Origin of the sequence: Mesorhizobium sophorae (genome assembly GCF_002270415.1) — a bacterium.
GTDB lineage: Bacteria > Pseudomonadota > Alphaproteobacteria > Rhizobiales > Rhizobiaceae > Mesorhizobium > Mesorhizobium sophorae.
In genome coordinates this window covers 1,255,568-1,275,963 of record NZ_NNRI01000007.1, presented here as the reverse complement: position 1 = coordinate 1,275,963, position 20,396 = coordinate 1,255,568, and the positions used below count along the sequence as shown (strand labels likewise).

The window sequence follows — 20,396 nt, the reverse complement described above, 5'->3', positions numbered from 1 at the left end:
TTGGCTGTTGTCGCGACGATGGAGGATATGTTGAGATTCAGGTCAGGCCGCGCCGAGAATGGTGGGCTCCGAGAACCGGAGCGGAGCGTACTTTTGGGTACGTGAGCACCGGAAGCGCAGGTATCAGCCGTTTGCCGGCTGGCATCACCTGAGTATCAATATATCCTAATTCGCCGACCCGAACGCCTTGTCGAGCGCCTCCTTCACATCGGCCGGCCATGTCGTTACCGCCGGCCAGGCGTTTGGCTGGCCATTGTCGCCGCGGCGGGCGAAATAGAGCTTGTGCTGGGCCGGGTCGACCGCCATGAAGCCGTCATTGCCGCCGCAGTCATGCGGCACGCAGCCGCTGGCGTAGAAGGCGCCCGAAGCGGTCTTTTCCGTGCCGCCGCCGACCAGCAGGCTGGTCGCCATGTCGGGCATGTCCTTGCCGAGCAGCTTTTGCGCTTCCTTGTAGACGGCCTCATTGTGGAAGGCGTCGATGATGTTCTGGTACTTTTCCGGATTGATGTCTTTCCAGTCGGTGCCAGGTTCCGGCATGTAGGTCAGGTTGCCTGAAGTCGTCAGCCCCTCGGTCGGCGACCATTGCAAAGCCGGCTTCTCATCCCCCGGCAACAGATAGGGCACGAAATAGATGGCGTTGTCGGACACCGCCGATGGCGGCGCGCCGCACTCGTCCTGCTCGACCGTCGTGCTCTGGATGGTGCCGCCTTCCGGCTTCCAGACGATCACCGTGGCAGGGCCACATTGATTGCCGCCATCGCCGACATCGAACAGCGCCACCTTGACACCGCCGACCTCGACGATTTTGTCGAAGAAGACGTCATAATTGCTCGCCAGCTGTTGGCCGTCATAGGCAAGCACTTTCTCGCCGTCCTGTTCCGGCTGGGTGATGGTCAGCTGGCCGCCTTCGAATGGCACAGGCGCCTGCTTGTCGTCGTCGGAAGCATCGGCGGCGCCTGTACCTTGGTCGGTGGCCGGTTTGTCGGCGGAGGGCGCCAGCTGCGCCGCGGGCGTCTGCGTCTGGGCATAAGCGCTCGTCACAGGCAGCAGGAAAAGGGCCAGCCCGCAAGCGCCGGCAAGAAGCGAACGAGTCATGATGATCCTCCGTTTCGTCAGATCATATCCAGCCGGGAATGAAACGCCAGTCCACACCACTGGGCGACTGGGCGGCGAGATTTCAAGGGCGGATAGCCTTTTGCATCGCGGGACAGCACCCCCCTCTGGCCTGCCGGCCATCTCCCCCGCAAGGGGGGAGATCGGATGTCACGGATGCCTTTGCCAATTACCAACGTTGCAGAGACGGGCGGGACGCCGACGCTGCCAATCTCCCCCTTGCGGGGGAGATGCCCGTAGGGCAGAGGGGGGTGGGAAGGATCGCGACAGACCAAAACGCCCTCATACCGCTCTAATTTGCAGATCCAAACGCCTCGTCCAGCGCCGCCTTGACCTCGGCCGGCCAGCTCTGCACCGGCGGCCATGCATCCATCACGGGCTTGCCGCTGCTGCGGGCGAAATAGAGCTTTTGGTTGGCCGCGTCGACCGCCATGAAACCGTGATTGCCGCCGCAATTGTGCGGCGCGCAGCCGTCGAAATAGACGATGCCGGACGCAGTTGTTTTCGTCCCGCCTGCGGCCAGGAAACTGGCTGCCAGAACGGTCATGTCGTTGCCAAGCAAGGCCGCAGCGTCCCTGTAGACCGCCTCGTTGTGGAAAGCGTCGATCATGTCCTCGTATTTCGACACGTCGACATCTTTCCAGCCCGTGCCGGGATCCGGCATGTAGGTGAGATTGCCCGCAATCGTCAGCCCGTCGGTGGGCAACCATTGCATCGCCCGCTTGGAGGCGCCCGGCAACAGATAGGGGACGAAATAGATGACATCGTCGGTCACCGACGCCGGTGCGCCGCATCCATCCTGCTCGACCGTGATACCCTGGATCGTGCCGCCTTTCGGCTTCCACGCGATCATCACGGGAGGACCGCAGAGATGGTCGATATTGCCGTCGCCGACATCGACCAACGCCACTTCAACGCCGGCGATGTTGACGATCCTGTCGAAGAAGACGTCATAATTGCTCGCCAGCTTCTGGCCGTCGTAGGCGAGCACCTTTTCGCCGTCCGGCTCCTGCTGGGTGATGGTAAATTGACCGCCCTCGAACGGGATGGGCGCCTGCTGGTCGATGACAGGCGCCTGGGCGAACAGGCTCGTTGCCGGCAGCAGGATCGACATCATCAGCCCGCAGGCACCGGCAACAAGCGAACGTGTCATGACAAGTCCTCGTCTTATCCGAAGACTCGCCGTCGGCGCGGCTTTGCGGTCAGGCCGCGTATTTCAGGCCCAGGGGCGCTGTTCGGCGTTTTTCTTCTCGAACGAAGCGATGGCGCCGGCCTTTTCCATGGTCAGGCCGATATCGTCGAGCCCGTTGAGCAAGCAGTGCCGCTTGAAATCGTCGAGGTCGAACGCGACCACGCCGCCATCGGGACCGCGGATTTCCTTGGCCTCGAGGTCGATCGACAAGGTGGCGTTGGAGCCGCGCGAGGCGTCATCCATCAGCTTTTCGAGATCCTCGGGGCTGACGGTGATCGGCAGCACGCCGTTCTTGAAACAGTTATTGTAAAAGATGTCGGCGAACGAGGTCGAGATGACGCAGCGAATGCCGAAATCGAGCAGCGCCCAAGGCGCGTGCTCGCGGCTCGAACCGCAGCCGAAATTGTCGCCGGCAACCAGGATCTGCGCCTTGCGGTAGGCCGGCTTGTTGAGCACGAAATCCGGATTTTCCGAACCGTCGTCATTGTAGCGCATTTCGGCGAACAGGCCGGTGCCAAGCCCGGTGCGCTTGATCGTCTTGAGATAATCCTTGGGGATGATCATGTCGGTGTCGACATTGACGATCGGCATGGGAGCGGCGACGCCGGTGAGCTTGGTGAATTTTTCCATGGCTTTTGCCCAGTGTTCTTGTTTCGGGGGATTGCTGAGGCACGGTTTACACAAAGCCGCGGGCAAATAAAAGGCAACTGTTTGTGCAGGATGGCCAGCAGCGCAAAACGGCTTCGAATTCACCGCCCGATGGTGCAGTCTGGTTGACATGGCAGAAAACTCCCATGTCCTCTATGCCCGCGAGCCCGCGCTCGACATCGCCGAATTCCGTCGTGTGCTGGTGGAATCCGGCCTCGGCGAAACACGGCCTGTCGATGACGGTACTCGCCTGCAGGCGATGCTGTCAGGCGCCAACCTGGTGCTGACGGCGCGTCTCAATGTGGAGGGCAAGCCGCTGATCGGCGTTGCCCGCGCCATCACCGACTTCTCCTGGGTCTGCTACATCTCCGAGCTCGCCGTTTCCCAATCGGCGCAACGGCTCGGCATCGGCAATGGCCTGATGGACGAGGCGCGTCGGCAGCTCGGACCGTCCGTCGCCATCAGCCTGATCTCCATGCCCGACGCCGTCGGCTTCTATGAGCGCATCGGCATGACGCGCATGCCTGACGCCTTCTGGTTCTCCCGCAAGCGCTGACATTTTTTCCCCTGTGATCGCATCCAGCGGCCAACGGCGCGAAATCTTGCCGCTTGACATGCAACCAAATGGTTGCATATTAAGATCATGAGCATGGATGCCGTCTTTCGCGCCTTGGCCGACCCGACACGCCGGCAATTGCTGGACAACCTCCATGCCCGGAACGGGCAGACGCTGAACGCGCTGTGCGCGGAGATGGACATGACACGCCAGGCGGTGACCAAGCACCTGGCGATCCTGGAGGAAGCCAACCTCGTCACCACGCTCCGCAAGGGACGCGAGAAGCAGCACTACCTCAACCCGGTTCCGATCAACGAGATCGCCGAACGCTGGATCGGCAAGTTCGAGCGCCATCGGCTGGATGCATTGAGTGACCTGAAGAAACGCCTCGAAAGGGAAGACTGATGAGCAACAGCTTCGTTTACGTGACCTACATCCGCACCACGCCCGAAAAACTCTGGGAGGCGCTAACCGATCCGGAGTTCAACCGGCAGTTCTTCCTCTGCTCCTATCAGGAGAGCGAGTGGAAGGTCGGCTCCAGCTGGAAACTGATCTTCCCCGACGGGAGCGTCGCCGACAGCGGCGAGATCCTCGAAATCGACCCGCCGCGACGCCTGGTCATCAAATGGCGCAATGAATGGATGCCGGAGGTCAAGGAAGACGGCTACACGCGCTGCACCTTCGCCATCGAACAGGACGGCGAGTTGATGAAGCTTGCCGTCACCCACGAGGCCGACGGCGCGCACCGGCTGATCCCGAATGTCTCCAAGGGCTGGCCGCTGGTGCTGGCGAGCCTCAAGAGCCTGCTCGAGACCGGCAAGGGTTTCGAGCGCCCGCCATCGAAGGGTTGAAGCTTGGTTTCGGCTGCGAAACAAACTTTTGGAGGCACCTATGCTGCATGTCCCTGTCGTCCACAGCATGACCAATGGCGAGACCGTCATGGCAAGCGCCGACATCGGCGCACCCGCCGAGCGGATTTTCCAGGCCCTGGTCACGGACGAGGTCGAGCGCTGGTGGGGGTCCGCCGACACCTACCGGATGGTCGATTGGTCGGCCGATCTTCGCATCAGCGGCCGTTGGAAGGTCACCGTTCGAACGGCAGACGGCAGGGACCTGCCAGCGAGCGGCGACTTACTCGACATCGAGGCGCCGCGCCGGATCGTGCAGACGCGGGCCTATGAGTGGGACCATCCCACTCTTGGCCGGCGGCAAACGACGGTCGCCTGGCTGCTGCAGCCGATCGCCGATGGCACGCGCGTCACCATCTGTCATGGCGGCTTTACTGGCTTGAGCGACGCGGCGGCTGAACACGCCGAGGGCTGGGGCAGGGTGCTGGCCTGGCTGCAGGTGTATTTTGACGCTGGGAGATTGGCCGCGGCTTAGCCGACTCGTGGCGGTGCATTTGATGTCGGCGGGACAGCACCCCCTCGGCCCTGCCGGCCATCTCCCCCGCAAGTGGGGAATCGACAGCTTCGACGCCGCGTCACCCCTGTCACGTTTCGAGATTGGCGAAAGCGATTGAGCGTGTAATCTCCCTCCTTGCGGGGGAGATGGCCGGCAGGCCAGAGGGGGGGGTGGGCGGGAACTCGGCGGGAACGGCATGTTCCCAACGCCTACACCTCAAATCACATTCAATTCCCTAAACGCCCGCCCTTCCGCAACCCGGCCATAGCCAAACGCCGAGCAGTCCACCGTGCGGTAGCCGCCATGCACGATCAGTTCGGCCAGCGCCTTGCCGACGGCCGGCGCCTGCTGCAGGCCGTGGCCGGAAAAGCCGTTGGCGAACAGGAAATTCGTCACCTGCGGATGCGGGCCGATCACCGCGTTCTGGTCGAGCGTGTTGTAGTCGTAGTGGCCAACCCAAGCGCGAGTCGGCTTGATCGCCTCGAAGGCCGGGATGCGGGTGGCCAGCACCGGCCAGATCACCTCTTCGAACAGCGGCCAGTCGACATCGAAATCCTGGGGATCGGCGGGCCCGTCGCACTCTTCCGGCTCGGCACCAGCGGTGATGTAGACCGAGCCTTCCGGCCTGAGCCAGATGCCGCTCGGGTCGACCAGCAGCGGCATGTCGGCATATTTCTCGCGCGCCTCGAAGACGAAGACGTTGCGCTTGCGCGGCTCCACCGGCAGCGCCAACCCGGCCATATCAGCCACCATGCCGGCATTCGGTCCGGCGGCATTGATGACGATGCCGGCCTTGAGTTTTTCCCCATTGTCGAGGCTGACACTGGTCACGCTCTGGCCCTGCCGCTCGATGCCGGTGACGTCAGCTGTGATGAAATCGATCTTCTTCTCGCGCAGCGCCTTGCGGAACAGCATCAGCATCGCATGCGCGTCGAACCAGCCCTCGCCGGTCCGGCCATAGGCGCCGGCGGTGATGCCTTCGGCCGACAGCCAGGGGAAGCGACGCACCAAGGCGTCGGCATCCTCAAGCAGGATGTCGGCGCCCTCGGCGATCTGCGCCTGGTGATTGGCCTTCAGGATCGGCAGCCCGTTCTCGCCGGCAAGGATGAGATAGCCGCCTTCGTGGAAGCCGATATCGGCATCCGCGCCGAATTCGTCCTTCAGCCGCCGGAACAGTTTCAGCGTGAACTGCGACAGCCGGATGTTTTCCGGGATCGAGAATTGCTGGCGAATCGAGGCGCAGGACAGCGTCGTCGCCGCATGCGCAAATTGCGGATCGCGCTCGATCAGCGCGATCGAACCGGAAAATCCTTCTTCGCGCAGATAATAAGCGATCGAGGATCCAACGATGGCCCCGCCGATGATGACGATGTCGTAGCGCACGCTTTTATGCCCTTTCCGGTTCGAGCCGCTGATCGAGAGTCACGCGGTTGGCAAGATAATCTCGAAGCGCGTGCCGCGTTCGGAGTCAACCAGCCGGATCATACCATCATGCGCTTTCAGGAGGGCCAGCACGATGCCGAGCCCCATGCCGGTGCCGCCGGAATCGCGCCGTGTGGTGAAGAATGGCTCGAAGATGCGCGCCCGGTTGCTCGGCGAAATGCCGGCGCCGTCATCGCTGACCAGGATGGACGCCTTGCCGCCGGTGCTCGCCGCGGTGACCAAAACCTGCGTCGCGCCATGCCTTGCCGAATTGTCGATGAGATTGGCAAGCACGATTGCCGCGTTCTCAGCCGATATGCGCAAACCGATCTCGCCGCCGGCCCCGACACGAACCGCCAGCCTGTTGTCTACAGGAAGCAGTGCCAGCGCTGCGCCGATCGAGGTACTTTCACCGCTCGGCGCCAGATTCTCGGCCCGCGCCAGCTCGAGCAGCCGGCGCACCAGCAGATTGAGCCGCCCCGCATCGGTGACGATGTTGTTGGAGAAGCGCTGCCGCTCGGCCTGGTCCATCGCCGAACCGGAATCGCGCAGCAGCTCGGCCGCACCCTGGATCGCCGTCAGCGGCGATTTGAGCTCATGCGAGACATGGGTGGCAAAGGTCTGGATCGAGTCCGATCGCGCCTGCAGCTTTTCCGCCATGTCGAGGAAGGCGGCGGAGAGCTCCGCCATTTCATAGGTGCCGTGGTGGTCGAGCGGCTTGATGGCCTGGCGGTCGCCGGCGGCGATGCGCTGGGTGCGGTCGATCAGCGCATAGATCGGCCGACTGACGGTGCGCAGGAAGACCAGGCCGATGAGCAGCGTGCCGCCGAGGATGGCGATTGCCGCCAGGGTCACCTTGCCGCGCTCGCCATAGAGATGCTTGACGATGTTGTTGGGCGTCCGCGACACATAGACCACGCCGGCGACCTTACCGTCTATGGCTACTGGCAGGGCGACAAAGACACGCACCTTGGTGCCTCGGCTGACCGAATAGAGCGGTGGCGCCGGCTGGTTGGGAATGCGCAGCCGCAGCGCACTGGCATAGCGGCCGGCAAGGGCCTCGCGCACCTCTTCAACCCTGTCAAGCGATTGCCCGACCTCGCCACGTCCGGCAATGACGACGCCGGTTGGGTCGAGCAGCCGGAAGCCGGCCAGCGTGGTTTTCTGCGTGGCATCGAGAACACCGGACAGGCGCGCGCCGATGGCGGCGAAGGCGGGATCGATAGTGGCAGGCATCGCCGCCGGCCGCGTCGGCAGCACGGTGTCGGAAGCGAGATCGAGCTGCGGCTCGATCGGCCTGTATAGCGGGTCAGGGACGCTTCGGCTCGCATCCCCGTTTGCCCGCGCCATCGGCGCGCCGAGCTTTTCCGGCGGGATGCCGGCGTCGCGCACGTCCTGCGCATAGATGGCGGCGATGGCGGCACCTTGCGCGATCAACTCGGCTTCGGTCTGGCGGATCAGTTGGTTCTCGTAGAGCCGAAAGAAGAACAGGCCCACCAGCGGCAAGGCCATCACCAGGATCAGGATGGCAACGACGACCGTGGCAAGGCGCGGCCGCCATTTGCGGCCGATCCATTTGCGAGAGGCCGTCAACCGCATCGGCCGAGCCGGAAGCCGACGCCGTGCACAGTCTCTATGGCATCCAGGCAACCCGCCGCCGCCAGCTTGGCGCGGATGTTGCGGATATGGCTGTCGACGGTGCGGCCGGCGACATGGATGTTGGCGGCATAGGCGTTTGCCATCACCGCGTCGCGGTCGAGCACATGCGTCGGTCGCGCCAAAAATCCTTTCAGGATCGAGAACTCGATCCCGGTCAGGGCAAGCGGTTTGCCATCGAAGCTGGCGGCGTGGCTGGCCGGCGCCAGAGCAAGCTTGCCATGCGCGAACTGCCTGTCGTCGGCCGGTTCGGGCGGCACCGGGCGCGCGCGCCGCAGGATGACGTTGACGCGGGCGACCAGCTCGCGCGGGCTGAACGGTTTTGTCACATAGTCGTCGCCGCCCATTTCGAGCCCGAGGATGCGGTCGATCTCCTCGTCGCGCGCGGACAGGAACAGCACCGGCACGTCGGATGTGTGCCGCAGCCGCCGGCAGACCTCCAACCCGTCCATCTCCGGCATGCCAATGTCGAGCACGACGAGATCCGGCGCGCGGCGTCCAATCTCCTGCAAGGCGGCGGCGCCGTCGGCCACCCCAAGCGTTTTCATGCCGGCCTTTTCCAGCGCGAAGCAGATCACCTCGCGGATATGCGGGTCATCGTCGGCGACGAGGATGTGATGCGGCATCGGTCAGCGGCCCGGCAAGGAAGGTTGCGAAGGCTGAGGAAGCACGAGCGACCCCTTGCTGTCGAGATAGCGAAGCAGGCGCCAGTCGCGAAAGCTCCAGGCCCGCCAGTTTTCCTGAATGGTGCGGTACCAGTCTTCGTCGCTGCCGCGCCGCCCTGCCAGTTCGCGGAAGACCGAATTGTTGGCGGTTCGACTCTGATGATCGAGGAAGCGATCCATTGCCGGAAACGCACCCGGGCCGAGCGAGCGCAGATACCAGGCGTCGAGGGAAATGCCCTGGCCGGTCATTTCGAGGGAGTGGTCGACATTGTAATTGGCGATCAGCGCGGGGAAATTGATGAAACAGCCGGCATAAAGCGTCAGAGATAACGTCAGAAGATTGGCGGACAACAGCCATTCATTGGATTTTCCGAGCGCGATGCGGGCTATGATCAGCGCAAGACCTGATGCCACCAGCCCCATCCAGACGAAAGCCGCGATGCGCCAGTAGGTCAGCGCGTAGATGCCGACATAGAGATCGAGCCGCAGGATCGACGAGATGACCAGCATGATATTCTGCGCCACCCAGGCATAGACCAGCCGGCGGATGAGCGGATCGGCCGATGCAGCACTTCCGGGCCGCAGCGCCGCCAGCACGAAGCCGGCGGCAAGCAGCGCGGTGACGATCAAGGGATACGCGCCGCGATGCGCGTAAGCCGCATAGCTCAGCCCATCGGGCAGCGCCACCCCGCCCCACAGATAGGTGGCGTCGAGCCCGGTCTGCAGCGCAAACAGGATGTTGAAGACAACAAGCGCGCGCAGGATGGCGGGTTTGCCGAACAGGATATCCTCGATGGTGGTGATTCTCTCAGCTTGAGTGCTGACCACCGCCGGCGTCGCGCGAGGGATGCGACGAACCAGACGCGGCAGGCGTGGCCGCAGAAAGGCCCAGACACAGACCAGCACGAACAGCCAGAAGGCAATCCTCGTGAGCTGGATGAGATCGAGCAGCTTAAGAAGGTCGACCAGCGACAGCCAGTAGTCGATGACCGGATTGGCGGCGCCGAACAGCGCCAGGAAGACGGCGCCCAGCGTCAGCGGCATGACCCAGACGGCGATCGCTGCCAGCCGGACGCGGCGCCGGCCGAAGCGACGCGCCGTCCTGCGCCAGCGGATGAAGTCGTTGGCGAACCGGAACGGCGCCGCCAGCCCGAACAGTGCGATCTGGCCGGCAATGCGAGCGATGCGATGGCGCAACCGACCGATCAGCGAAAGCGCAAAGACGACCAGGGCCGCAAGCGCGATCGATACCGACAGCGTGCTGACATTTTCAGCGAGCGGCAGCAGCGCGACGAGCAGCGCGATGGGCTTGATCCACAGCCTGCCGTCGCTGAAGGCGGCGGGATGCACGGCCACCACGGCGGCGGCAATCAGGATGGCGAACAGGAAAACCGTGATGCCGGCAGGCTGGCCGTAAAAGAGAAAATCCGCCAGCGCGACCAGCAGCACGGCAACACCGAAGCGGGCGCAATAGCTCGGCGCCGCGGAGAAGAATGCTGTCATGACCTGGCCCTCCTGACGGCTTCCAGCCGGATGGTCGGCGGGCACTTGCGGGCGAAAGGGATGAGGATCGCCACCGGATTCGCGCGCGGCGGATCGACCAGCCACCAGCCTTCGCTGCGCAGCCGGTAAGGAAGGGACCAACGGGGTTTTGCTCGGTTTTGCATGCCGCCTGTCTCGCAGGCTGGCAGGGAGACGGCGGGGCGGATCGGAGGAGGTTTTCCGCAGGCGTGTGCAGTTTTCGTGCAGGGCTGGAGACGACTTGCCTCGACCATCCACAGACGGCATAGATCAGCCATGGAAACCTATCACCCACGCCGCTCGGTGCTCTACATCCCGGCCTCCAACGACAAGGCGCTGGCCAAGATCGCGCAGCTTGCCTGCGATGCCGTCATCATCGACCTCGAAGATGGCGTCGCCCCGGCCGACAAGATCGCCGTGCGTGAAAAACTGGCCGGCATCTTCGCCAACCGCCCAGTTGCCAACCACCTTGGCCGCCGCTGCGAGATGGTGGTGCGCGTCAATGCGCTGGCCAGCGAATGGGGCGCCGACGACCTGCTGGCTGTCGCTAGCTGCGAGCCCGACGGCATCCTGTTGCCCAAGGTCGACACGCCGCGCGACCTGCTTGAGGCCGGCGATGTGCTCGACGACAATTTTGCTCCCGACAGCGTGAAACTGTGGGCGATGATCGAGACGCCCAAGGCGCTGCTCAACATCGGCGCCATTGCCGAACTTGGCCGCGATCCGGCTTCGCGTTTGGCTTGTTTCGTTGCCGGAACGAACGACCTGCTCAACGGCACCGGCGTGTCGGCGACGCCTGACCGGCGCTACCTCGTGCCGTGGCTGATGCAGATGGTGCTGGCCGCGCGCGCCGGCCGCCTCGACATTCTCGACGGCGTCTCCAACGATTTTCGCGACCTCGACGCCTTCGCCCATGAATGCACGGAAGCGGCGGCCATGGGGTTCGACGGCAAGAGCCTCATCCATCCGGCCCAGATCGAAGCGGCGAACCTGGCCTTCGCGCCGTCCGCTGAAGCCGTGGCCGAGGCACGCCTGGTGAAGGACGCCTTTGCGCTTCCGGAAAATGCCGGCAAGGGCGTGATTGCGCTGAATGGAAAAATGGTCGAGAGGCTGCACCTGGCGCAAGCTGAAAAACTGCTGGCGAAGGCGGCGGCCATCGGCGCATGATATCGGCCTGATGCTCGCGGGCTTTGGGCACTCACGACAGGAATTGACGGATGAAACTCTACCGCTTTCTCACTGGCCCTGACGATGCCAGCTTCTGCCACAAGGTGACTGCGGCGCTGAACAAGGGCTGGCACCTGTTCGGCTCGCCGACCTATGCCTTCGACAAGAAGGCCAAGACGATGCGCTGCGGCCAGGCCGTGGTCAAGGATATCGACGGTCAGGAATATGGGCCGGATACCAAGCTGAGTGATTGGTAGGCTTGGCGATTGGTATAGCCCCACGCTGGCGGGACAGCGCCCCCTTTGTCCTGCCGGCCATCTTCCCCCCCAAGGGGGGAGATGGCCGGCAGGACAAAGGGAATGAGACGCCAGTTCCTTACCGCTGTGCGCAAGCCTCTGACGTTCTACTCAGCCGCCTCTTCGATCTTCTCCATATCATCGTCCGAGAGGCCGAAATGGTGGCCGATCTCGTGGATCAGCACGTGGGTGACGATGTCGCCCAGCGTTTCCTCGTTTTCGGCCCAGTAGTCGAGGATGGCGCGGCGGTAGAGCGTGATACGATTCGGGCCTTCGCCGGTCTGCGGATTCCAGCGCTCGGCGATGCCGCGTCCCTCGAACAGACCGAGCAGGTCGAAGGGCGTTTCCAGCGACAAATCGTCCATGATCTCGTCGGTCGGGAACTCGGCGATCTGGATGACGATCTCGCCGGTCAGCTTGCGAAAATCCTCCGGCAGATGGGCGTAAGCCTCCAGCGCAAGGAACTCCATTTCCTCCATCGACGGCGAAAGTTCGTCGTGCCAGCTGCGGGTCTTGTAGATGCGGGCCATGCTGTGTCCTTTGATCCCGGCATATAGGCTTTCGCGCCGCAATCGGCAAATGGCGGGGGCGGCCCACGCCTCCGACAAGCCCCGGGGCAGGAATAAATTCCCCATGACTCCGCTTGACTCTTCCAGCACCCTCTGGAATCTATAGGAACATAACAGGAACAATTGTGAGTGAAAGCTGACCGTCATGGCGATGACCGCCGTGGCGCGGGAGACTGTTTTTGCCCTGCGCCGCCAGATCGCGAAGATCGAGGGAACGCTGCCCGAGCGCCTGCAGGCGCCGGCCGCCGCGGCTCCCGATGTTCGCGTCGACGCCGGCCCCAGCATCGATGTGACAATTGTCCGCCGTGGCATTGCCGCGGCGCTGCCGGATGCGTTCCTGCCCACCGGCGTCGAGCGGCTCGATGCCGCCCTGAGCGGCGGCCTGCCGAAAGCCGCCTTGAGCGAAATCCATGGCGTTGAAACCCGCGATGCCGGAGCCGTCTCCGGCTTCGCTTTGTCACTCGCAAGCCTGATCCTCAAGCAGACGCAAGGGTTGCCGGTGCTGTGGATCGGCACATCGGAGATTTTTCGCGAGGCCGGCTTTCCCTATGCCAGGGGGCTTCATGCCTCGTTCGGCATCGAAGCCGAGCAATTGCTGTTTTCTGAGGCGCCAAAACTTGTCGATGCGCTGTGGGTCGCCGAGGAGGCCGCCCGGATGACGGCGCTCGCCGCCGTCATCCTCGAGATCCGCGGCAATCCGCAGCGGCTCGACCTGACCGCGACGCGCCGGCTGCATGCCCGGGCACAGAGTGCTGGCCGCCCGGTGTTCCTGCTGCGGCAGGCTGCCGAGCCCGAACCGACGGCCGCACCCGTTCGTCTCATCGTCGCGTCGGCACCGGCGGTGCCGCGCGACACCATCGTCGGGCCGCTCGCCGGCTCGATCGGCCGCCCGGCCTTCACCCTCACCATCGGCAAGAGCCGCACGGCCCTGCCTGGACAATTCACACTGGAGTGGAACCCCGATGAACGCGCATTCGATGAAAGATGGGGCGAGGAAAGAGCAAAGAATCCTGTCGCTGTGGTTTCCCTATCTCGCGGCCGAAAGGATCCTGCGGCAGCGTCTGGGGCGGTCCTGGCGTTCCCGGCCGTCGGATCACCTGCCGCTGGTGATCAGCCACCGCAAGGGCAACGCGCAGCGTATCTCGGCCCTCGACGAGCGGGCTGAGGCGCTGCACCTGAAGCGCGACATGGGCATCGCCGATGCGCGCGCCATGCATCCGTCGATCGACATCGTCGAGGCCGATCCGCAGGCCGACCGCCGCCTGCTCGAAGGCCTTGCCGACTGGTGCGACCGCTACACCCCACTGGTGGCGCTAGACGCAACGGACGGCCTGTTTCTCGACGTCACCGGCTGCACCCATCTTTTCGGCGGCGAACGCGCCATGCTGGACGACATCCTGTCGCGCTTCTTCCATCAGGGTTTCGATGTCCGCGCCGGGCTTGCCGCGACACCAGGGGCGGCCTGGGCGGCGGCACGCTTTGCCGGCGACCGCATTGTCGCAGGCGGCGAGGAGGAAGCCTTGCTCGCCCCCTGCCGCTGGCGGCCCTGCGCATCGAGCCGGCGACCCGCACCAGCCTGGAAAGCGTCGGCCTGCGCACGGCGGGCGCCGTCATGGCGGCACCACGCGCGCCGCTTGCCCGCCGCTTCGGCGCCTCGCTGCTTTTGCGCCTCGACCAGGCGCTTGGCCTCGACGAAGCGGTGTCGCCGCGCCTTCCCGTCGCGCCGCTTTCGGTCGAACGTCACCTCAGCGAGCCCGTCACCCTGACCGAGGACATCGAGCGGCTGGTGGGCATGCTGGCGGCGGCATTGAAGACCGACCTCGAGCGCGTGGCGAGGGCGCCAGGATGCTGGCGCTGCTTTTGTTTCGCGTCGACGGCGCCGTCAGCCGCATCGCCATCGGCACCTCGCGGCCGATGCGCGAACCCCCGCTGATCCAGAAATTGTTCCATGAAAGGCTGGCCGCGCTCGAGCAGGATATCGATGCCGGCTATGGCTTCGATCTCGTGCGGCTCTCGGTGCTGTCGGCCGCCGCCTTCGACATGCAGCAGGCCGACCTTGCTGGCGAAGTGACCGATGACGGCGCCGATATCGCGCTGTTCGCCGACCGTATCCGCGCCCGGCTCGGCGAGGGCGCGGTCCTGCAACCGGTCACTGTGGAAAGCCATCTGCCGGAGCGCGCCGTCGTCACGATCCCCTTCACCGAGGCCCCGCGCCGGACCACGCCGCCGAAGAAGCCGACCGGATGCAGGCGCCGATGACCATCTTCCCGCCGGAACGGCCGATCCGGCTGTTCCGCTCGCCCGAGCCCATCGAGGTGCCGGCCACCGAAATGCCGGAGGGCCCGCCGCTGAACTTCCGCTGGCGGCGTGCGCTCTACAGGGTGACGCGTGCCGAGGGACCGGAACGCATCGCGGCGGAATGGTGGCGCGAGGCCGCGAGCGACGAGGTGGCATCGACACGCGACTATTTTCGCATCGAGGATGCCGACGGACGCCGCTACTGGCTCTACCGGCAAGGCCTCTATGGCGGCTCCCAGGTGCCGCCGCGCTGGTTCCTGCATGGGGTCTTCGCATGAATGCGCTGACCGTCATTCCCTATGCCGAGTTCGGCATCCAGTCGAATTTCTCCTTCCTGCGCGGTGCCTCCAAGCCGGAGGAACTGGTGGTCGCCGCCAAGCTTTTCGGCTTTTCCGCGATCGGACTTGCCGACCGCAACACGGTGGCCGGCGTGGTGCGCGCCTGGCAGCAGGCCAAGGTCGAGACGCTCTCCTACCATCCCGGCTGCCGGCTGGTTTTCGGTGACGGCACCCCTGACATTCTCGCCTATCCGCAGGACCGCAAGGGCTGGGGGCATCTCTGCCGCATGCTGACGCAAGCCAATCTGCGCGACGAAAACGAAAAGGGCGCCACCCTTCTCCAACGCAGCGACTTGCTTGAATGGGGGGATCTGATGTCTGGCGGTCCTGCCCGATCTGACGGCAGGGGCGGAAGACAGTCTCGCCTTGCTTCGCCAGCTCAAGGATCGTTTCGGAAGAAATCTCCGTCTGGCCGTTTCGCCGACTATGCGGGCAATGACCGTTTCCGGATCGAGCAGGCAGCGGCGTTTGCCGAGAATGCCGGCATCCCGCTGATGGCGACCAACGACGTTCTCTATCACACGGCCGAACGGCGCCGCTGCAGGACGTGCTGACCGCGATCCGCCTCAACACGCCCGTCGCCGAGGTCGGCTGCAGCTGGCCGCCAATGCCGAGCGCCATCTGAAGCCGCCGATGGAGATGGCGCCTGTTCCGCAGGCATCCGCAGGCGCTGGCCGAGACCTGCGCTTTGCGCAGGAGCTGACCTTCTCGCTCAGCGACCTCCAGTACAACTACCCCGACGAGCCGACGGAGTCCGGTCTCGGGCCGCAGGCCGAGCTGGAACGGCTGGCGCGGGAGGGGCAGCCAATCGTTATCCGGCGGGGGTGCCTGCGTCCGTGACCAGGCGCATCGGGGAAGAGCTCGCTCTGATAGAGCGCCTAACTACGCCCGCTATTTCCTGACGGTCTACGACATCGTCAAGTTCGCGCGCGGCCAGGACATCCTCTGCCAGGGGCGCGGTTCGGCCGCCAATTCGATCGTCTGTTTCTGCATCGGCATCACCGAAGTCGGGCCGGACAGGATCGACACGCTGTTCGAGCGCTTCATTTCCGAGGAGAGGAACGAGCCGCCCGACATCGACGTCGACTTCGAGCATGAGAAACGCGAGACCGTCATCCAGTACATCTATACGAAATACAGCGCCAAGCGCACCGCACTCGCCGCCGCGTCATCAGCTATCGCGGCCGCTCGGCCTTGCGCGAAGTGGCGAAGGCCATGGGCCTCTCCGAGGATGTCCGAAGCGCATTGTCGAGCACGATCTGGGGCTGGTCGACCTCCGAACTTGGCGAGAAGGAGGCGCACGCTGGCGGCATCAACCGCGCCGACCCGCTGGCAAGACTGGTGATTGAGCGCTCCAACGAGATCATGGGCTTTCCCCGCCATTTGTCGCAGCATGTCGGCGGCTTCGTCATCACCAGGGACCGGCTGGACGAGATCGTCCCCATCGTCAAGACGGCGATGGACGAGCGCAAGATGGTCGAATGGGACAAGGACGATCTCGACGCGGTGAAGATCCTGAAAGTGGATGTGCTGGCGCTCGGCATGCTGACCTGCCTGCAGCGTGCCTTCGCCCTGCTTAAGGATCACTATCCAAACGCACGGGATAAATATGGCCAACCCTATGTGCTGGCCACCCTGCCGCCGGAGGATAAGCAGGTCTACGACATGATCTGCCGCGCCGACACGCTCGGCGTTTTCCAGATCGAATCCCGCGCCCAGATGTCGATGCTGCCGCGTCTCAAGCCAAGGGATTTCTATGACCTTGTCATCGAGGTGGCGATCGTCCGGCCGGGTCCGATCCAGGGCGACATGGTTCATCCTTACCTGCGCCGACGGCAAGGCAAGGAAAAGGCCGAGTATCAAAAGCCGGAGCTGGAGGCGATCCTCAGCAAGACACTTGGTGTGCCCCTGTTTCAGGAACAGGCCATGAAGATCGCCATCGTCGCGGGCGGTTTCAAGCCGGGGGAGGCCGACGAACTGCGCCGCGCCATGGCCACCTTCAAGCGCACCGGCACCATCGGCAATTACCGCCAGCGCATGATCGACGGCATGATTGGTAAGGGCTACACGAAGGACTTCGCCGAGCGCTGTTTCAAGCAGATCGAGGGTTTTGGCGAATACGGCTTTCCCGAAAGCCACGCCGCGTCCTTCGCCTTGCTCGTCTATGCCTCCTGCTGGTTCAAGACTTTCTACCCCGACGTGTTCTGCGCCGCGATCCTGAATTCGCAGCCGATGGGGTTTTACCAGCCGGCCCAGCTCGTCCGCGACGCGCGCGACCATGGCGTCGACATCCGCGACGTCGACGTCAATTTCTCGGTCTGGGACTCCACTCTGGAGAAAGCATCTTTCGATCCGGACCGCATCCTCCCACGCCATGCCGAAATGCGTGGTGTCATCGAGACAAATGATGCGCTGCGGCTCGGCTTCCGCCAGATCAAGGGCCTGTCGGAGGAGCGCATGGAGGCTTTCGTCAAGCGGCGCGGTTCAGGCTACGAGTCGGTCAGGGATGTCTGGCTGCGCTCCGGCCTCGATGTCGACGAGATCGAAAAGCTGGCGCAGGCCGACGCCTTCCGTTCGCTTGGCCTTGATCGTCGTGAAGCACTGTGGGCGGTGCGCGCGCTCGACGGCAGGAGTGCTGCCGAAAAGCTGCCGCTGTTCGACCAGCCGGCGATCCGCCTGCGCGAGCTGGAGCCGGAGACGAAGCTGCCCAAAATGCCGCTCGGCGAGCATGTCATCCATGACTACCGTTCGCTCGGCCTGTCGCTGAAGGCGCATCCGGTCGCCTTCCTGCGCGAGCGGCTCGACCGGGCCGGCGTCACGCCCAATGCCGGATTGCCATCCGTGCGCGATGGCAGGCGTGTCTCGGTCGCCGGCCTCGTGCTGGTGCGGCAGCGCCCCGGCAAGGGCAACGCGATCTTCCTGACGCTGGAGGACGACAAGGCCGTCGCCAACATCATCATCTGGCAGAGAACCTTCGACCGCTACCGGCCCGTCATCATGGGCGCCAGGTTCGTCCGCGTCACCGGCAAATTGCAGTCGGAATCGGATGTCATCCATATCGTCGCCGAGAAGATCGAGGATTTGACCCCCTGGCTGACCGTGCTCCTGGAAAAGGTCAGCCAGGCCAGCCTGACAGTCGCCGGCCCTGCGGAACACCCCTTCAGCGGTACGGATCGCGACCCTGCGCCACGCAACGCGGCGATCCGACCGGACCTCGCAACGCTGTCGGAAGAGGCGGAAAGTGTCATGCCCAAGGGACGCAATTTTCAGTAGCAGAGGGGGGCGCGCCAGCCGCTGCCAATCTAGCCACCCCTCAAGACGGCCCACTCAAACGCGGCGGCGACAACACATCCTCCACGGAGAGCGTCCGCGCTTCCGAAGGCAGCATGATCGGGATGCCGTCGCGCACCGGATAGGCGAGCTTGGCGACCCGGGAGACCAGTTCGCCACGCTCCGGATCCCAGGTCAGCGGCCCCTTGGTCAGCGGGCAGGCCAGCAGCTCCAGCAGCTTGGGGTCGACATTGACCTTCTTCCCGTCACGCCCATCCGCCGCCATCGTGTCCTCTTCTCAAGTGTCGGGTCCGTGTCGGACCCAAGATGTGTCGAGAGCAAGGTCAGGCCGCCAACGCAGGTAATTTGTCGTTTGCAGGCCAGCTAAACATCGACACATCTCATTGCAGGCTCGAACCAAAATCCTCATTCTCGCGCGCCAGCGCCATTTCGGTGATGGCGATAAGCGTTTCGGCCCGTGTCTTCAGATCCGCCGCCTCGAGCAGCGCCTGTTTCTCGGCCGGCCCATAGGGCGCCATCATCGACAGCGCGTTGACCAGCATGGCGTTTTCGGCCCGGCTGACGCTTTCCCAATCGGCTTCGAGGTCATTGGCCTGCAGATAGGCGCGAAACGCCTTGAGCAGCGATGGCCGGTCGATCTCGTTCGCCGCCTGGTCCTCGTCGAGATCGGCCAGGAAGGGCGCCAGCTTGCACTGGCGAAACGGCGTCTTGACCGTCAGCTCGTGGGCGATGCGGAACCGGCAAACGCCCTGCAGCGAAATCAGATAGCGGCCGTCGCCGGTTTCGGAAAAGGCGATGATGCGCCCGGCGCAGCCGACATTGCAGAGCTCCGGCTCACCGTCGTCGCGCAAGGCGCCATCGAGGCTGGGCTGGATGATGCCGATGAGCCGCGAGCCGGCAATGGCCTCGTCCACCATCTGCAGGTAGCGCGGCTCGAAGACGTTGAGCGGCATCCGGCCTCCCGGCAGCAAAAGCGCACCCTCGAGCGGAAAGATCGGGATCGTCGACGGCAAATTCTTGGCGAGCCGGTAATGCGCGTTTCCCGCTTGCACCTCAATCCTCCGATCGCTTCCATAGGGAAGCGGGTGTTGCTTCTATGCATATCCCTTTCGCAGAGCCGGGGCCACTTTTGCGCGACATGCATTGGTCACTGGTAATCTGGCGCGATGGCCGCCGGCCGCAAGCCTGCGCGACCAAAAAAATCAGTAACCGGCTCAGGAAAACAGCAGCGACGACAATTTGCGGCGCGCCGCAAGCGTCGCCTCGTCGGTCATGCCCCAGGCCTCGAACAGTTGCAGCAATTGCGTCTTGGCGCCGTCCTCGTTCCAGGCGCGGTCGGCCTTGATGATGGCCAACAGGTTGTCGGCCGCCGCCGTGCGATCGCCATTGGCGTTCTGGATCATGGCCAGGTCGAAACGCGCCTGATGATCGCCGGGGTTCTCGGCCAGGCGCCGCTCGAACTCGGCCGGGTTGCCAAGCGCTGCCGCTTGCGCCGCCAACGCGATCTTGGCGCGCAGGGCGGCCAGCGGTGGCGCATCCTTCTTGGCCTCGGGCGCCGTTGCCAGCAAGGACTCGGCGCCCTCGATGTCACCAGCCTCGAACAACAGGTCGCCCAGCCCGCCAATCGCCTCGACCGTCTCCGGCGCCTGCGCCAGGATGGCGTCGTAGTTGTCGGCCGCGGTCTGCATGTCGCCGGCCTCGCGCGCCTCGGCTGCGGCGGCCAGGGCCTCGGCCACCGGCGGCGCACCATTGCCCTTGCCGCCGACCTTGGTGATGAATTCGGCGATCTGGCTCTCAGGGATCGCGCCCATGAAGCCGTCGACCGGCTGGCCGTCCTTGAAGGCGATGACCGCCGGGATCGACTGGATGCCGAGCTGGCCGGCGATCGAGGGATGGTCGTCGATGTTCATCTTGACCAGCTTGACCCTGCCGCCGGCGGCCTTGACGGCCTTCTCCAGTTGCGGCGTCAGCTGCTTGCAAGGCCCGCACCAGGGTGCCCAGAAATCGACCAGCACCGGTTGACGGCGCGATTCCTGGATGACGTCGGCGGCAAAGGCGGCGGTCGTCGTGTCCTTGATCACATCGGTGGCCCCTGGGGCGGCGGCCAGCGGCGCCTCGCCAAGCGCGGCCTTCGCGCGCGGAGCCTCGGTTCCACCATATTGCACGGTGGTGGAATATTGGCCGCCATGGCTTCCAAACGGATTGTTGTCGCTCATCTCTTTACCCTTCCGTGGCGCGGCCGCCGGCGGCCAGGCGCTTT

Annotated in this window: 21 protein-coding genes and 2 pseudogenes; 12 read left to right on the top strand and 11 right to left on the bottom strand. The window is 64.3% G+C overall.

Translation table 11 applies throughout. From position 1 onward, the window contains the following. Positions 1 to 165: 165 nt before the first annotated feature. The 3 genes from CGZ66_RS10530 to leuD all read right to left on the bottom strand — a co-directional run bounded on the left by CGZ66_RS10530 (position 166) and on the right by leuD (position 2,935). On the bottom strand, positions 166 to 1,095 hold the full coding sequence (locus CGZ66_RS10530) for a hypothetical protein (protein WP_095083963.1): 930 nt from the start codon (positions 1,093 to 1,095) through the stop codon (positions 166 to 168). Between the two features lie 310 nt (positions 1,096 to 1,405). After that, positions 1,406 to 2,266 carry a hypothetical protein gene (locus tag CGZ66_RS10525; RefSeq protein ID WP_095083962.1) on the bottom strand — a complete coding sequence of 287 codons (861 nt, stop codon included), beginning with the start codon at positions 2,264 to 2,266 and terminating at the stop codon, positions 1,406 to 1,408. Between the two features lie 63 nt (positions 2,267 to 2,329). Next, on the bottom strand, positions 2,330 to 2,935 hold the full coding sequence (gene leuD / locus CGZ66_RS10520) for a 3-isopropylmalate dehydratase small subunit (protein ID WP_095083961.1): 606 nt from the start codon (positions 2,933 to 2,935) through the stop codon (positions 2,330 to 2,332). 148 nt (positions 2,936 to 3,083) lie between these two features. Here leuD and CGZ66_RS10515 point away from each other — a divergent pair, with 148 nt between their 5' ends. From CGZ66_RS10515 to CGZ66_RS10500, 4 genes are all read left to right on the top strand, one after another. After that, positions 3,084 to 3,509, top strand: a complete 426-nt coding sequence (locus CGZ66_RS10515) for a GNAT family N-acetyltransferase (protein ID WP_095083960.1) — start codon at positions 3,084 to 3,086, stop codon at positions 3,507 to 3,509. A 93-nt stretch (positions 3,510 to 3,602) separates the two neighbouring features. After that, complete coding sequence (locus CGZ66_RS10510; RefSeq protein ID WP_064987727.1) at positions 3,603 to 3,914, top strand: ArsR/SmtB family transcription factor; 312 nt, start codon at positions 3,603 to 3,605, stop codon at positions 3,912 to 3,914. Further along, positions 3,914 to 4,360, top strand: a complete 447-nt coding sequence (locus CGZ66_RS10505) for an SRPBCC family protein (protein WP_095083959.1) — start codon at positions 3,914 to 3,916, stop codon at positions 4,358 to 4,360. Before CGZ66_RS10510 ends, CGZ66_RS10505 begins: the two co-directional genes overlap by 1 nt. A 40-nt stretch (positions 4,361 to 4,400) precedes the next feature. Continuing rightward, positions 4,401 to 4,892 carry an SRPBCC family protein gene (locus CGZ66_RS10500; protein ID WP_095083958.1) on the top strand — a complete coding sequence of 164 codons (492 nt, stop codon included), beginning with the start codon at positions 4,401 to 4,403 and terminating at the stop codon, positions 4,890 to 4,892. Positions 4,893 to 5,129: 237 nt separating this feature from the next. On the opposite strand, the gene CGZ66_RS10495 is transcribed toward CGZ66_RS10500, so the two are convergent. Genes CGZ66_RS10495 through CGZ66_RS10480 form a run of 4 tightly spaced genes read right to left on the bottom strand, consistent with a single transcriptional unit; the run spans position 5,130 to position 10,159 of the window. Further along, positions 5,130 to 6,296 carry an NAD(P)/FAD-dependent oxidoreductase gene (locus CGZ66_RS10495; protein ID WP_095083957.1) on the bottom strand — a complete coding sequence of 389 codons (1,167 nt, stop codon included), beginning with the start codon at positions 6,294 to 6,296 and terminating at the stop codon, positions 5,130 to 5,132. Between the two features lie 39 nt (positions 6,297 to 6,335). Next, on the bottom strand, positions 6,336 to 7,934 hold the full coding sequence (locus CGZ66_RS10490) for an ATP-binding protein (protein ID WP_095083956.1): 1,599 nt from the start codon (positions 7,932 to 7,934) through the stop codon (positions 6,336 to 6,338). Further along, positions 7,925 to 8,617: a response regulator transcription factor gene (locus tag CGZ66_RS10485; RefSeq protein ID WP_095083955.1), complete on the bottom strand. Its 693-nt coding sequence runs from the start codon at positions 8,615 to 8,617 to the stop codon at positions 7,925 to 7,927. Before CGZ66_RS10485 ends, CGZ66_RS10490 begins: the two co-directional genes overlap by 10 nt. Positions 8,618 to 8,620: 3 nt before the next feature. Then, complete coding sequence (locus CGZ66_RS10480) at positions 8,621 to 10,159, bottom strand: DUF4153 domain-containing protein (RefSeq protein WP_095083954.1); 1,539 nt, start codon at positions 10,157 to 10,159, stop codon at positions 8,621 to 8,623. Positions 10,160 to 10,453: 294 nt separating this feature from the next. On the opposite strand from CGZ66_RS10480, the gene CGZ66_RS10475 reads away from it, so the two are divergent. After that, positions 10,454 to 11,344 (top strand): HpcH/HpaI aldolase/citrate lyase family protein, encoded by an 891-nt coding sequence (locus tag CGZ66_RS10475; protein ID WP_095083953.1) that lies wholly within the window; start codon positions 10,454 to 10,456, stop codon positions 11,342 to 11,344. A gap of 50 nt (positions 11,345 to 11,394) precedes the next feature. Next, entirely contained in the window at positions 11,395 to 11,601 is a 207-nt protein-coding gene (locus CGZ66_RS10470) for a DUF1737 domain-containing protein (protein WP_095083952.1), read from the top strand. Positions 11,602 to 11,747: 146 nt separating this feature from the next. On the opposite strand, the gene CGZ66_RS10465 is transcribed toward CGZ66_RS10470, so the two are convergent. Further along, entirely contained in the window at positions 11,748 to 12,170 is a 423-nt protein-coding gene (locus CGZ66_RS10465; protein WP_095084388.1) for a metallopeptidase family protein, read from the bottom strand. A 184-nt stretch (positions 12,171 to 12,354) separates the two neighbouring features. Between CGZ66_RS10465 and CGZ66_RS40695 the strand changes: the two genes are divergently transcribed. The 6 genes and pseudogenes from CGZ66_RS40695 to CGZ66_RS41710 all read left to right on the top strand — a co-directional run bounded on the left by CGZ66_RS40695 (position 12,355) and on the right by CGZ66_RS41710 (position 18,118). Next, entirely contained in the window at positions 12,355 to 13,374 is a 1,020-nt protein-coding gene (locus CGZ66_RS40695) for an ImuA family protein (RefSeq protein WP_095083951.1), read from the top strand. After that, a pseudogene (locus CGZ66_RS10455) lies at positions 13,316 to 14,785 on the top strand (DUF6504 family protein). Before CGZ66_RS40695 ends, CGZ66_RS10455 begins: the two are co-directional and overlap by 59 nt. Further along, complete coding sequence (locus CGZ66_RS41725) at positions 14,782 to 15,399, top strand: PHP domain-containing protein (protein ID WP_425352275.1); 618 nt, start codon at positions 14,782 to 14,784, stop codon at positions 15,397 to 15,399. Before CGZ66_RS10455 ends, CGZ66_RS41725 begins: the two are co-directional and overlap by 4 nt. Positions 15,400 to 15,478: 79 nt before the next feature. After that, positions 15,479 to 15,685 carry a hypothetical protein gene (locus tag CGZ66_RS41720; protein ID WP_425352274.1) on the top strand — a complete coding sequence of 69 codons (207 nt, stop codon included), beginning with the start codon at positions 15,479 to 15,481 and terminating at the stop codon, positions 15,683 to 15,685. Between the two features lie 58 nt (positions 15,686 to 15,743). Then, a pseudogene (locus tag CGZ66_RS41715) lies at positions 15,744 to 16,321 on the top strand (error-prone DNA polymerase); the annotation flags it as partial. Further along, complete coding sequence (locus CGZ66_RS41710) at positions 16,304 to 18,118, top strand: helix-hairpin-helix domain-containing protein (protein ID WP_425352283.1); 1,815 nt, start codon at positions 16,304 to 16,306, stop codon at positions 18,116 to 18,118. The pseudogene CGZ66_RS41715 and the gene CGZ66_RS41710, both read left to right, overlap by 18 nt. 40 nt (positions 18,119 to 18,158) lie before the next feature. Here the strand turns inward: CGZ66_RS41710 and CGZ66_RS10445 are convergent, their stop codons facing one another. From CGZ66_RS10445 to trxA, 3 genes are all read right to left on the bottom strand, one after another. Then, positions 18,159 to 18,401, bottom strand: coding sequence for a Trm112 family protein (locus tag CGZ66_RS10445; RefSeq protein WP_095083950.1), 243 nt, complete (start codon positions 18,399 to 18,401; stop codon positions 18,159 to 18,161). 115 nt (positions 18,402 to 18,516) lie between these two features. Further along, positions 18,517 to 19,188 carry an LON peptidase substrate-binding domain-containing protein gene (locus CGZ66_RS10440; protein ID WP_095083949.1) on the bottom strand — a complete coding sequence of 224 codons (672 nt, stop codon included), beginning with the start codon at positions 19,186 to 19,188 and terminating at the stop codon, positions 18,517 to 18,519. Between the two features lie 162 nt (positions 19,189 to 19,350). After that, positions 19,351 to 20,352, bottom strand: coding sequence for a thioredoxin (gene trxA / locus CGZ66_RS10435; protein WP_095083948.1), 1,002 nt, complete (start codon positions 20,350 to 20,352; stop codon positions 19,351 to 19,353). Positions 20,353 to 20,396 lie beyond the last annotated feature (44 nt).